The sequence below is a fragment of the Priestia sp. TGN 0903 genome, from assembly GCF_050846855.1.
GTDB lineage: Bacteria > Bacillota > Bacilli > Bacillales > Bacillaceae_H > Priestia > Priestia zanthoxyli.
The window spans coordinates 103,993-117,378 of sequence record NZ_JBOZGL010000004.1 but is presented as its reverse complement, the minus strand read 5'-3'; the positions used below and the strand labels follow the sequence as shown (position 1 = coordinate 117,378).

Sequence of the window (13,386 nt, the reverse complement as noted above, 5' to 3'; positions counted from 1 at the left end):
TTTTTTTAGATTGTTTGCTTATTTTTTTCTAAAACAATACGCGCTGCTTCACTAACAGATGACACAACAGCAGAGGCATGGCGCTGAACAGCTTCAGGAGCTGTAGCCATAGCGAAACTGTTCGGTGTTAATTGAAACATAGGAATATCATTAAATGAATCCCCCACACATGCAATTTCCTCTGGTTTTAGCTGAAGATGATTTAATAAAATTTCAATGGCATTTCCTTTGCTGATATGTTTAGGCATAATATCCAAACACTGCTTGGCAGAAATATATGTATCAATATAATCACCAAACTCTTCGTTCACTTCTTTTTGCAGAGCTACCATTTCATCATGATCTCCAAGAACCGTGATTTTAGATGGAGAAAGAGCGTGACCAAATGAATCTGTCATTTCAATTTGTTCTTCGATAGGGAAAAACATGTGAGTTTCAATTGCTTCAATAATTTCATTTCGCTGCTCTACATAATTCGTGTCGTTTGAACAGACAAGCGTAATACGGTTAGGATCTATCGTTTTTTTATAAAGTTGAACCGCTAAATCATCTTCAAACACTTTTCCATGAAGTTCTTGATTTTCTTTGGTCCACACAAATCCTCCGTTTTGGCTAATGCGATGAAATGTATTATTAATATCAGTAGAAATCTTTAAAATTTCCGTATCCATTCGTCCAGAAGCAAGACAAACCTCTACTCCTTGGCGCTGAAGTTCACTAAGTGCGTCTGCATTATGCTGTTCTACGTATTTTTCTTCGTGTAAAAGAGTTCCATCTAAGTCGCTTACAAATAATTTAATCATCTCTTGAAAATTCCTTTCCCTAAAAAAATTACCTTGATAAGAGTGTTACAAATTTATTACATTCCTTATTCTATCAGTGTTTCCCAAGAAACTCATAAAAAAAGCTCAAACCGGCGGTGAATTCAAAGAGATTAAGACATAACTACATCACTTTTTTTCGCAGGAGTCTTCGCCTTGCCCTCTAATCAACAGCTAGAAACAGCTACATGAAATCTAGTTCGCCATCATAATGAAAACAATCCGAACGGAGTTGATTCTCAATTAAGAATTAACTCCGTTCGAATCTTTCTTCAACTAAAATCCATTTGTCGCAGCCTTTTTTTTAGGTTTGTTCACTGTAAAAAAACAGCCGCGGTCTAAAAGACCGCAGCCATGTTTTACAATACGTTAAAATATTTCGCTTCAGGATGTGCAAAAACAAGGGCTGTAACAGAAGCTTCTGGTTCCATCATGAAACCGTCTGTTAACTGAATGCCGATGTCTTCAGGTTTAATTAATTTAAACAGTTTTGCTTGGTCTTCAAGGTCTGGACATGCGGGATATCCGAATGAAAAACGCTGACCTTGGTATTTGGCTGAAAAACGCTCCGCCATTGTAAAGTCAGGCGAATCGGGGAATCCCCAGCGGTCACGAATTTGCTGATGAACACGTTCTGCTAATCCTTCAGCTAGTTCAAGCGCAAGAGCTTGGAACACGTGACTCTTTAAAAACTCGCCGTTTTCTTTGAATTTCGCCGCGCGTTCGCGAATGCCTGTTCCTGCTGTTACAGAGAAGAAACATACATAGTCCATCTCTTTTTCTTTAGGTTTTGCAAAATCAGATAAGCACAGGAACTGTCCTTTTGCTTGTCGAGGGAAGGTAAAGCGTTCAATTTCTGTTTTTTCATCAGCAGGATCATAAATAATTAAATCATTTCCGTCTGCTTGAGCAGGGAAGAACTGATAAATAACCGCTGGTTTAATTAAGTTTTCTTTTAGTGCCAGTTCGAGAAGGTCATCAACGGTTTCTTTTAATTGAACAGCACGCTCGTCTTTTTCAGCAAGCAGCTTATTCACTTTTCCTTTTAGTCCTAAGTGATGGCCTAAAAGCATCTGCCAGTTAATATACGGAAGAACCTGTGCCAAATCGTAGTGTTTGACAACGTGGCGCTTTAAATCAGCCGGTACAAAAACAGGAACATCCGTTGAAATGGCGGATCTTTCTAAAACAGCCGTAGCTGCTTGAGCGGTTTGAGGCTGGCGTTCTCGAACCGTTACTTTCTTTTCTTGACGCGTTTTTAAATCTGCTAAAAGCTGAATAACTTCTTCTTTGTTCTGCAGCTTATTTGCTAACGCTAATCCGTCCATCGCATCTTTGGCGTAGAGGACGGCACCTTCATATTCCGGGGCAATTTTAAAGTCAGTAAATTTACGGGAAAGGGCAGCGCCTCCTACCATAATTGGAACATCAATGCTTGATTGCGTTAAATCTTGTGCAGTTAAAACCATTTGCTGAGCAGATTTTACTAAAAGACCTGACAGGCCAATGATGTCTGGCTTTTCGTCTTTTACTGCTTCAATCAGCTGCTGCGGCGTTACTTTAATTCCTAAATCAATGACTTTAAAACCATTGTTGCTTAAAATGATGTCTACTAAGTTTTTACCGATATCGTGCACGTCGCCTTTAACCGTTGCAAGAATCACTTTTCCTTTTCCAGAATCATTTTCAGTTGCTTCCATATGAGGTTCTAAAAAGGCAACGGATGCTTTCATAACTTCCGCACTTTGAAGCACTTCTGCTACAATCAGCTGGTTGTCATTAAACAAACGTCCGACTTCCGCCATCCCCTTCATAAGCGGTCCGTTAATAATATCTAACGGATCATCATATTGAGCTAAAGCCTGTTCTAAATCAGGAAGCAATCCTTCTTTTGTACCTTCGACAATATACATTGCCAATCGTTCTTCAAGTGTTAACGTAGAAATTTCTACTTTTGCTTCTTTCTTTTTATCACGATAAAAGTCTGTAAACGTGCTTAGCGTTTCATCAGTTGTGTTAAATAATAACGCATTAGCAAGCTCAATTTCAGCTTCTGGAATAGAAGCATAGCGCTCTAATTTTTCTGTATTAACAATGGCATAATCGAGTCCAGCCTGCGTACAGTGATAAAGGTAAACCGCATTTAGTACTTCACGTCCGACTGGAGGAAGACCGAATGACACGTTACTTACGCCAAGAATGGTCAGGCAATCAGGCAGGGCTTCTTTAATCATTTTAATTCCCTTAACTGTTTCTTCAGCAGAACCAATATATTGTTCATCACCAGTCCCTACAGGAAACACAAGAGGGTCAAAAATAATATCTTTTGGATTAAAGCCATGTTTTTTAACAAGCAAATCATGTGAGCGTTTAGCAATCTCTACTTTTCTTTCTGCAGTAACGGCCATGCCTGTTTCATCGATTGTACCGACAACCAGAGCTGCACCGAATTTTTTTACTAGCGGCAAGATTGCATCAAAACGCTCTTCACCATCTTCTAAGTTAATGGAGTTGATAATGACCTTACCTTGCGAGTACGTTAAAGCTTTTTCAATAACTTTCTCGTCAGTTGAATCGATTACAAGAGGAACCTTCACTTTTTTTACAACTTCTTGAATAAATTCCTCCATGTCTTCCATTTCTTCACGGTCTGGATCTGCTAAGCAAATATCAATAACGTGAGCACCATTTTTAACTTGAGCACGCGCAATTTCAGATGCTTCTTCAATTTTCCCTTCCGCAATCAGACGCTTGAACTTGCGAGAACCGATTACATTCGTACGTTCTCCCACAAAAAGAGGGCGCATAGAATCGTCATATACAAGCGGTTCAATACCGGTTACAGCATGATTATGCTCGGAGCGATCAAGCGAACGAGGCGCAACCTCTTTTACTGCTTCAGCAAGTGCTTTAATATGAGCAGGCGTTGTACCACAGCATCCGCCTACAAAGTTCAGCCAGCCTTTATCAGCAAATCCTTTAATTTTTTGAGCCAGCAGCTCAGGGGACTCATGATAATTGCCTTCTTCATCCGGAAGTCCAGCGTTTGGATAACAGCTAACAGCTGAAGTGGCTAGGTCTGAAAGAGAGCGAATATGATCCGTCATAAATTCAGGACCTGTCGCGCAGTTAAGTCCGACTGAAAGAGGCTTCATGTGTTCCAGTGATAAGTAAAAAGATTCGATATCTTGACCAGCGAGAGTTGTTCCCATTGGCTCAATCGTTCCTGAAATCATAATTGGAACTTCTATTTTCAGTTTTTCAAACGCCGCTGTAATGCCTAAAAACGCAGCTTTTACGTTCAGCATGTCTTGACAGGTTTCGACTAGAAGTAAGTCAACGCCGCCGTCTAACAAACCCCGAGCTTGCTCTTCGTACGATTCTACTAACTCAGGGAATGTAATACCTCCCGTAACAGAGAGAGTTTTAGTGGTAGGACCGATAGCTCCAGCTACGAACCTAGGCCATTCGGGAGTTGAATATTTATCGCGAGCTGCACAAGCAAGCTTCACAGCTTCGATATTCAATTCATACGCCAAGTGGCCTAAATCATATTCATCAAGTACGGTAGATGTTGAGCCAAACGTATTGGTTTCAATGATGTCAGCACCCGCTGCAAAGTACTCTTCATGAATGCGCTGAATCACATGAGGCGCTGTTCGGGTCAAATATTCGTTGCAGCCTTCATATTCTTCGCCGCCAAAATCTTCAGCGGTTAAATCAGCATCTTGAATCATCGTTCCCATTGCTCCATCGATGACGAGTATTCGCTTCTTTAGTTGTTGTTCGATAAGTGAGCTCATTTATATCTTCCTTTCTGATGTAACGAGTTGCTTGTCATGAATATAGCGTGTTAGAATTTCGGTCATTTCATAGCGCATAAACGGCGTAATTAAGTAAATACCGTCAAATAGCTCATATGCTGTATCAATTAAGTTTTTTGCAATCGCAAGGCCTTCGACTTCACCGCGAATCCGGTCATTTCCCGTTGCGTCCATACGTTCTAGAATATCTTCTGATAATTTAATTCCAGGTACTTCATGGTGAATAAATCGAGCATTTCTTGCGCTTGTTAACGGCATGATCCCGATGTATACCGGTGTTGTTAAATGTTTGGTTGCTTCATATACCTCTTCAATTTGCTTAGTTGAATAGAGAGGCTGAGTAATGAAATAGTGAGCCCCGCAGTCGATTTTCTTTTCCAAGCGCTGAACGGCTCGGTCTAAGTGACGCACGTTTGGGTTAAAGGCAGCTGCAATGGAAAAATTGGTTTTTTGACCAAGCGGTTTGCCGGAATAAGATAGTCCTTCATTAAACTGAGCGATTAAACTAATCAAGTCAAATGAAGATAAATCATAGACCGAAGTGGCGCCAGGGAAATCGCCAACTTTTGACGGATCACCGGTAATTGCAAGCACTTGATTCATTCCTAGCGTATGAAGTCCCATTAAATGAGATTGAAGTCCAATTAAATTTCGGTCGCGACAGGTAATATGAATAAGCGGTCGTGCTTTTGTTTCTTGTTGCATCAGTGTTGCCATTGCCAAGTTGCTGATGCGAGGTGAGGCAAGAGAATTATCAGCTAATGTAATAGCATCTACGCCGACTTTATCAAGTGCTTTTGCGCCTTCTAAAAATTTCGTCGGACCAAGCTGTTTAGGCGGATCCAGCTCGACGATAACCGAGCGGCGCTTCTTCACAATTTCGTGCATATGAGGTTTATCCTGCTGCTCACGCTCTTGAACCGTAACGGCTGGTCTCATTTTAACGACTTTGCTTGTAATCGGAGGCAGGTCTTTTAAGGCAGACGACATGGCGCGTACGTGAGCTGGTGTTGTACCGCAGCATCCTCCGATTAAGCGAACCCCTTGTTCGCGGAATAAACGCGCGCTTTCTACAAAGTAGTCTTCATTCGTTTCATATTCCAGCTTGCCTTCCACATACGCCGGAAGGCTGGCATTAGGGTAAGCAGATAAGAAAGCACGATCAGGAAGCGGTACTTCTTCAAGAGACTGAATCATATGATAAGGACCTAAACGGCAGTTTAGCCCGACAACGTCTGCTCCTAAGTCTTCTAATTCTTTTAATGCATCTGCTAAAGGACGCCCATCTTGCAGTACGCCAATATCATGCAGGGAAACGTGAGTAATAATAGGCTTATCCGTTTCTTTTCTTGCTAGTGTAAGAACGGTCTTTAATTCTTCGAAATCATAGTATGTTTCAAATAAAAGGCCATCCACGCCTTCATTTAAAAGCCAAAACATTTGTTCACGAATGCTTCGCTTAACCTCTTCTAAACTAATAGCATTTTTTTGGAAAGAACGAATTCCGCCGAGTGTACCAACCACGTAAGCCTGATCTTTTGCAGCTTGTTTCGCTAATTTTACACCAGCAACATTGATGTCTTTGACTGAATCTTCTAATCCATAACGGGCAAGTTTTTGATAATTAGCAGCGTACGTATTTGTTTGAATAACGTTTGCACCAGCTTCTACATAGGCTCTGTGAATACGAGAAACCTCTTCTGGTTTGGTGATGTTTAGTTCTTCAAAACAGCTGTCAATACCGTGTGAGTAAAGGAGGGTACCAGTGGCACCATCCCCAATTAAAATTTTAGACTTTAAATCTTCAAGTAACCCCATGTCAAAACCTCCTTAAATTGTTCCGCTTCTATTTCACGAGTGATTCGTTTTATGCAATATGCCGATAAAATAGAAAAAGTCTTCTTAAGAAGAAGACTTTTTTCGCCTTCTTATCTTCCAAGCAATAAATTGCTTGCTGGATTTAGCACCATGTCTCTAACGACTGGTTGCTGAGGTTTCAAAGGGCCAGTCCCTCCACCTCTCATGATAAGAATCAATTGTATATAATTGAAACATATTTTTTTAAATAGAAAGAATACTTATTTAATAATTTATCTGATTTTTAGAAATTATACAACAGTAAATTGTGAATTTCCAGCAAATATTGAGGAAAATTTAAAAGCTAAAGGGAAAATATCCGTATATTTTGTTTGAAAACTGCCGTTATGTTAAGGGATAAAGGGTTTTCATGAAAAAAACAAGAAGGAAATAAAAAAACGAAAAAGGAACAGCACCGGGTGAGGCGAGGATTTACATATAAAAGGCTCGTCTTTTTTTAACCGTTTCTACATATAGTGAACTATGAAGGGTAGAAGGGTGATGGGCATGAAAAGGTGGAAACTCACGCTGCAGGTTGCTGCTACGTATGTAGGCACCGTTGTAGGAGCCGGTTTTGCAACAGGCAAGGAAATTGTTCAATTTTTTACACAGTACGGGGAACTTGGAATGGTTGGAATTTTGGTCAGCGGCTTGTTTTTTATTTGGCTAGGTTCGAAAATGATGCTGCTTTCGCACGCAATTGGGGCTTCTTCTTATCAGCAGCTTAATACATATTTATTTGGTGATGTACTTGGAAAAGCGGTAAACGGTGTAATGATCGTCATTTTATTTGGAGTAACTTCAGTCATGCTAGCGAGTACGGGGGCAATAGGAAAAGAACAGTTCGGGCTGTGGCCTCCTGTTGGGATGATTTGTACAATTGTTTTAACTTATATATTTATCGCAAGAGGAATTAACGGTATTTTAATGGTTAATTCTCTTGTTGTGCCGATGATGCTTTCATTTGCTTTTATCATCTTTGTGCCAAATGTCAGCTATTTCTCACTGATTCAAACGAAGCCAGACTTAACGCTCGTCACACAGTGGAAGTGGGCGGTTAGTCCCTTTTTATATATTTCCCTAAATCTAGCTTTGGCTCAGGCCGTTTTAGTTCCATTAGGAAGCTCCGTGAAAGATAAGAGCGTGATCAAAAAAGGGGCCGTAATAGGAGGATGTGTACTTACGTTTATGCTTGTTTCTACTCATCTTGCCCTTTCCAATTTGCCTTATTCATTTCAACTTGATATTCCGATGAGTGCCGTTGTTAAAAATATCTCAGCGTGGGTGAATGTTTTATTTACGGTAGTTGTGTTAGGTGAGATTTTTACTACATTGATTGGAAATGTATTTGGAATCGCTAAACAGCTTCAATCATTTCTTCCCCTGAATGACAAACAAGCTTTTGCGTTTATTATCTTGGCATGCTTTATTATCGGGCAATTTGGATATGCTCAGCTTCTTGAGTTTTTGTATCCGATATTTGGCTATATTGGACTAGCTTTTGTATGGATGCTATGTATTAAAAAAGAAAAAATAAGCTAAAAGCTGGATTTTGCAGAACAGATGTGAAAAACGAAGTTAAATGATGTGACAAGTCGATTTTACTTTGCTATAATGTAAAACAAATAAGACTCTAGCAGTCGAATATATTATCCTTCGGGGTCGGGTGTAAGTCCCAACCGGCGGTGATAAAGCATATGCTTTTAAGCCCGTGACCCGTTTTCATACGATGTATGTTAGCGGTGGATCTAGTTAAAATCTAGAGCCGACAGTAAAAGTCTGGATGGGAGAAGGATCAGGAAGCACAGTTGTTTTTTTGTGTTGTATTAATAAGGGACAGGTTTGCCTTTTTTAAAGCTACCCTTGTTTTTGTACACAAAACATAACTGTTTATTTCGTATACAATTAGCGGAATTTTGCATAGATAAAACTGATTCAGCTCAGCCGACCCCTTGGACATTTGTTCAAGGGGCTTTTTTATTTTCAGTGGTTGGGGGAAAGATAAATATGAAAAAAAAGCAGCTGCTATTTCAAAACGGCATAAGAAGTTGGAATAGCGCCAAAGCAGGTGAAGAAAATGTTCACAGGTATTATTGAAGAAATTGGAAAAATAAAACGGATTCAAAAGGCTACAGAAGCAATTGTTCTTACGATTGATGCGAAGACCGTGTTAGAAGATGTGAACTTAGGGGACAGTATTTCAGTTAACGGCGTTTGTTTAACCGTAACGGCTTACTCTCAAAATGAATTTACGGTCGACGTCATGCCGGAGACGATTAAAGCAAGTACCCTGCAGCTTCTAACCGTTGGATCACGTGTTAACTTAGAACGGGCGATGGCTGCAAATGGCCGGTTTGGAGGGCATTTCGTCAGCGGACACGTTGATGGAATTGGAACCATTGTAAGCAAAACACGTAAAGGAAATGCCTTTTATTATGAAATTCAAGTGGATCCTGAACTTCGTGAATTTATGATGTTAAAAGGATCTGTTTCTGTAGACGGAACAAGTCTTACTATTTTTGATGTCAGCAATCAATCATTTACTATTTCTCTTATTCCTCATACGGTGCTTCACACAGTCGTGGGAGACAAACAGCGAGGAGACAAGGTGAATATTGAATGCGATATGTTAGCTAAATATATGCATCAGATGATGGCTAACAAGTCAACTCCTGGCGCCTCGAATCGGTCAGGTAATATGAAGGATTTATTGCAGCAGCATGGTTTTACAAATTAACAGTGAGGTGAAAGAGATGTTTCATAAAGTAGAAGAAGCCATTGAAGAGTTAAAAAAGGGAAAAGTGGTTATTGTATGCGACGATGAAGATCGAGAAAATGAAGGAGATTTTATTGCATTAGCCGAAAAAACGACGCCTGAGGTTATTAACTTTATGGCTACTCATGGAAGAGGATTAATTTGTACACCTGTTAATGAAGAAATTGCGCATAAATTGAATCTTCACCCGATGGTAGTGAACAATACGGATGTACATGGAACAGCATTTACAGTAAGTATTGATCATATTTCAAGTACAACAGGTATCAGTGCGTACGAACGTTCTGCTACCGTTATGGCTCTTGTAAATGAAGCAACGGTAGCAAGTGATTTCCAACGACCAGGACACATTTTTCCGTTGATTGCAAAAGACGGGGGCGTTCTGCAGCGTGCGGGTCATACAGAGGCCGCTGTTGATTTAGCCGTGTTAGCAGGAGGAAAGCCTGCGGGTGTTATTTGTGAAATCATGAATGAAGATGGAACAATGGCACGCGTACCGGATTTAACAAAGATTGCAGAGCAATTTGATTTAAAAATGATTACAATAAAAGATTTGATTGCCTACCGCCGCAAACATGACCAGCTGATTAGCCGTGAAGTAGAAGTAAGCTTACCTACGGCATTTGGTGATTTTAAGGCTGTAGGATATACAAATAAACTTGATAATAAAGAACATGTGGCTCTTATCAAGGGTGATATCGATCATAATAGCCCCGTTCTCGTGCGGGTTCACTCCGAGTGCTTGACTGGAGATGTGTTTGGCTCTGAGCGCTGTGACTGCGGTCCTCAGCTTCACGCAGCTCTTACGCAAATTGAAGAAGAAGGACGCGGCATTCTGCTGTACATGCGTCAAGAGGGCAGAGGTATTGGCTTATTAAATAAGCTAAGAGCATATAAGCTGCAGGAAGAAGGATACGATACCGTAGAAGCGAATGAAAAACTCGGGTTTGCTGCGGATTTACGAGAGTATGGAATCGGTGCTCAAATCTTAAAGGACCTTGGAGTCAAACAAATGAAGCTTTTAACGAACAATCCTCGCAAAATTACTGGGCTAAAAGGCTACGACCTTGAAGTGGTAGAGAGAGTGCCTCTTCAAATGCCGGCAGTGGATGCCAATAAAAAATACTTAGATACCAAAGCTAAAAAACTAGGTCATTTATTACATTTATAAGTTTACACTTTTTTTCGTTATAACAAATGAAGCTAATTCATGAAAAGAAATGTAAATAACTATATATTACTACTAGCAGGAGGAACAAGAGATGAATCATTTATATGAAGGAAATTTAGTTGGCACAGGATTAAAAATCGGAATCGTGGTAGGGCGTTTTAATGAATTTATTACGGGGCGTTTACTTAGTGGAGCAGAAGATGCGCTTAAACGTCACGGCGTAGCTGATGAAGATGTAGACGTGGCTTGGGTACCGGGCGCTTATGAAATTCCATTAATCGCTAAAAAATTAGCTGAATCTAAAAAATATGACGCGGTTATTACGCTAGGAACGGTTATTCGAGGAGCTACTCCACACTTTGATTTTGTATGTAATGAAGTAGCAAAAGGCGTTGCATCTCAAAGCTTACAAACAGGCGTACCAATTATCTTTGGTGTATTAACAACTGAAACAATTGAGCAAGCAATTGAACGTGCAGGAACAAAAGCAGGAAACAAAGGATGGGAAGCTGCAGCATCAGCTATCGAAATGGCTAACCTTTCAAAAATGATTGAAGGATAATAGAGGTCATTCCAGTTTTTGTAAACTAAAGAGTTAAAAGAGGCTGAAACAAAAGTATGGTAGTTGAAAGAAGATCCGAACGATGAATCGTTCGGATTTTTTCATGGTTAGGGTTACATTACAACGTAGGTTTCCTGTATGTAGGCTTCTAACTGTTGAGTGGAGAGCAGGGCGAAGGCTCCTGTAGGGAAAGCGAAGACTTGCAGGGAAATCACCTGCAGTGCAGCAAGCGATCCATACTATCTCATGTATCCGATTTGTTCGCCTTTAGATTGGATTGATGTAGTATGTCTCAATCTCTTTTGAATAGCAGCTAGCTATGTATAATTTAGCTAAAACGTCTTACTCTAAGTAATAATTAGGTCGTAAAAGGGAGACGTCTATGCCTCATTATACTGCTTTTTTTGCATTGATTATTATCAGCACAGCCGTTTTGCTTACAGTATTCATACGTAAAAAAGATAAAAGGCTAGTCGTTTTGCTTTTTTTTATCATTGGAATGGCTTATGTACTAGAGTATGTTGTATTTGTGTTGTTTGAAAGTTACGAGTACGATCCTGATTTTATGACCAATGAATATTTTGATAATTTGTTTGGGTCCTTAACTTCTCAAACGTTTGCTTTTCCAATCATGGCTATGGTGGTAGCTGCTTATCAATTAAAATTCCGCTATATTTTAATCATTTCGGCTATGTTTATGGGGATTGAAGAATTATTTTTACACTGGGATATTTATACACATCACTGGTGGAAAACAATTTATACAGGCGTTTTAATGACTATAGGCTTTAGTATTTCAAAGATTTGGTATGTATGGCTAACAGAACGGTATATGACATTTGTGCATTACGCTACATTTTTTCTGGGAATGCTCGCCATTACTTCTACTATTATGTTTCTGCTGTTAGCATACTTTCATAATAATTGGTTTTATACGGGATGGTTTGCGTCGGCTACTCATGATTCCGTAAATGCAACGATGATTTATGTTTGTATTGTTACGATTCTCCTCGTTTGGAGTGTAGTCAAAGAATTTTTTATTGGAGCTGGGATCATTATAGCGGGGCTGCGTATAGTAGATATTTTACTAATTCACTATGGGATTTTACTGGTATCTATTACCACTTCACTTGTTCTTTTTACGCTTTTACAAGCGGGTGTATTCATTCTGAGCGTTATGCTTCAAAACTTTATTATGAAAAATTGTTATGGGACGAGCAAAAAAGACGTTGCGTTTCCAGCAAAGAACTACTAAGATAATACGTAACTCAAATAGTTTAGTTCAATAATATTTGAAACAAAGAAAAATGAATTGACGGTTATGCGTATTATTTGTAAGATAGGAAAGCAAATAATAGAAAGCCGAAACAGGGGAGTGAAGGATTCGTGAAAGAGTCCTTTTTTGTAGAAAAGGTACTTAATAATAATGTTTTAATTGCTAAACACCTTACCTATGATGAAGTTGTGCTAATTGGGAAAGGAATAGGGTTCAATAAGAAAAAAGGCGATGAAATCGATGCAAAAGCCGTGGAGAAAATGTTTTTGTTAAAGAGTGAAGAAGAGCAAGAACAGTACAAGCAGCTTTTAGCTCAGGTGGATGAAGACGTGATTGAAATGATGAATGATATTGTAACGCACATTCAAAAGCGTGTTAACATTCCTTTGAATGAGCATATACACATTTCATTGACGGATCATATCGCGTTTGCGATAAAACGTTTTCAGCAGGGAATGGGGCTTAAAAATCCATTTTTACTTGAAACAAAAGCCTTATATCCAGAGGAATACACGATCGCATCTGAAGTGGTAGAAATTATTAGTCGTAAAATAGGCGTGAAGCTTCCAGTAGGAGAGATTGGTTTTATTGCGCTACATATTCACAGCGCGCTGACTGAAAAAAATCTGCTGGAAGTGAATCAAGACTCGCAGCTTATTCAAACGATTATTAATGTGATTGAAGAATCGCTTCATCTGCAGGTAGACAAAGAATCTGTACACTATATGAGATTGATTCGTCATTTGCATTTTGCCATTGATCGAGTAAAAACAGGAGAAAAAATAGAAGAGCCAAAAAAAATTGCTTTGCTATTGAAAGAAGAATATCCTCTGTGTTACAATGTGTCTTGGAAAGTGATAAAAGTAATGCAGCAAGCGTTACATTTACCTGTGTATGAAGCAGAAGCAGTTTACTTAACGATGCATTTGCAGCGACTTATAACAAAAACGGATTTATAAAATCATTTCAATACGTGTTACTGATACGATCAGGCATGAGTGAGAAATGAAGCGATGTGTAATTGGATGAGTGTATCCATTTGTCGTTTCTTTTTCCTCATGCCTTTTTTTGTTATAAGAAAGCGCAATCATTGAAGACT

Annotated in this window: 9 protein-coding genes and 2 riboswitches; of the genes, 6 read left to right on the top strand and 3 right to left on the bottom strand. The window is 39.4% G+C overall.

Annotation, left to right across the window (positions count from 1 at the left end; all coding sequences use genetic code 11):
- Positions 1-5 precede the first annotated feature (5 nt).
- From ACRPLY_RS15085 to ACRPLY_RS15075, 3 genes are all read right to left on the bottom strand, one after another.
- Positions 6-803: a Cof-type HAD-IIB family hydrolase gene (locus ACRPLY_RS15085; protein WP_028414140.1), complete on the bottom strand. Its 798-nt coding sequence runs from the start codon at positions 801-803 to the stop codon at positions 6-8.
- Between the two features lie 377 nt (positions 804-1,180).
- The gene (gene metH / locus ACRPLY_RS15080; protein WP_098112874.1) at positions 1,181-4,624 is read right to left on the bottom strand and encodes a methionine synthase; all 3,444 of its coding nucleotides are present in this window, start codon (positions 4,622-4,624) and stop codon (positions 1,181-1,183) included.
- On the bottom strand, positions 4,625-6,463 hold the full coding sequence (locus ACRPLY_RS15075) for a bifunctional homocysteine S-methyltransferase/methylenetetrahydrofolate reductase (protein WP_014461038.1): 1,839 nt from the start codon (positions 6,461-6,463) through the stop codon (positions 4,625-4,627).
- Positions 6,464-6,570: 107 nt separating this feature from the next.
- A riboswitch (SAM riboswitch) is annotated at positions 6,571-6,677 on the bottom strand.
- Between the two features lie 332 nt (positions 6,678-7,009).
- Here ACRPLY_RS15075 and ACRPLY_RS15070 point away from each other — a divergent pair.
- The 6 genes from ACRPLY_RS15070 (at position 7,010) to glcT (ending at position 13,246) form a co-directional block, all read left to right on the top strand.
- Entirely contained in the window at positions 7,010-8,044 is a 1,035-nt protein-coding gene (locus tag ACRPLY_RS15070; protein ID WP_223546455.1) for a YkvI family membrane protein, read from the top strand.
- A 106-nt stretch (positions 8,045-8,150) separates the two neighbouring features.
- Positions 8,151-8,301: riboswitch (FMN riboswitch) on the top strand.
- Between the two features lie 278 nt (positions 8,302-8,579).
- On the top strand, positions 8,580-9,239 hold the full coding sequence (gene ribE / locus ACRPLY_RS15065) for a riboflavin synthase (protein ID WP_028414136.1): 660 nt from the start codon (positions 8,580-8,582) through the stop codon (positions 9,237-9,239).
- A gap of 16 nt (positions 9,240-9,255) precedes the next feature.
- Positions 9,256-10,449, top strand: a complete 1,194-nt coding sequence (locus tag ACRPLY_RS15060) for a bifunctional 3,4-dihydroxy-2-butanone-4-phosphate synthase/GTP cyclohydrolase II (RefSeq protein WP_028414135.1) — start codon at positions 9,256-9,258, stop codon at positions 10,447-10,449.
- A gap of 91 nt (positions 10,450-10,540) precedes the next feature.
- Positions 10,541-11,011: a 6,7-dimethyl-8-ribityllumazine synthase gene (gene ribH, locus ACRPLY_RS15055; protein WP_013056007.1), complete on the top strand. Its 471-nt coding sequence runs from the start codon at positions 10,541-10,543 to the stop codon at positions 11,009-11,011.
- Positions 11,012-11,393: 382 nt separating this feature from the next.
- Positions 11,394-12,266 (top strand): hypothetical protein, encoded by an 873-nt coding sequence (locus ACRPLY_RS15050; protein WP_165635675.1) that lies wholly within the window; start codon positions 11,394-11,396, stop codon positions 12,264-12,266.
- 131 nt (positions 12,267-12,397) lie between these two features.
- Positions 12,398-13,246, top strand: a complete 849-nt coding sequence (gene glcT, locus ACRPLY_RS15045; protein ID WP_165635676.1) for a glucose PTS transporter transcription antiterminator GlcT — start codon at positions 12,398-12,400, stop codon at positions 13,244-13,246.
- The last annotated feature ends 140 nt before the right edge of the window (positions 13,247-13,386 follow it).

What these genes read in the sequence shown, in the direction of transcription:
- metH (WP_098112874.1), bottom strand. Translation starts at nt 4,624, where the DNA reads ATGAGCTCACTTATCGAACAACAACTAAAGAAGCGAATACTCGTCATC.
- ribH (WP_013056007.1), top strand. Translation starts at nt 10,541, where the DNA reads ATGAATCATTTATATGAAGGAAATTTAGTTGGCACAGGATTAAAAATC.
- ribE (WP_028414136.1), top strand. Translation starts at nt 8,580, where the DNA reads ATGTTCACAGGTATTATTGAAGAAATTGGAAAAATAAAACGGATTCAA.
- ACRPLY_RS15060 (WP_028414135.1), top strand. Translation starts at nt 9,256, where the DNA reads ATGTTTCATAAAGTAGAAGAAGCCATTGAAGAGTTAAAAAAGGGAAAA.
- ACRPLY_RS15070 (WP_223546455.1), top strand. Translation starts at nt 7,010, where the DNA reads ATGAAAAGGTGGAAACTCACGCTGCAGGTTGCTGCTACGTATGTAGGC.
- ACRPLY_RS15085 (WP_028414140.1), bottom strand. Translation starts at nt 803, where the DNA reads ATGATTAAATTATTTGTAAGCGACTTAGATGGAACTCTTTTACACGAA.
- ACRPLY_RS15075 (WP_014461038.1), bottom strand. Translation starts at nt 6,463, where the DNA reads ATGGGGTTACTTGAAGATTTAAAGTCTAAAATTTTAATTGGGGATGGT.
- ACRPLY_RS15050 (WP_165635675.1), top strand. Translation starts at nt 11,394, where the DNA reads ATGCCTCATTATACTGCTTTTTTTGCATTGATTATTATCAGCACAGCC.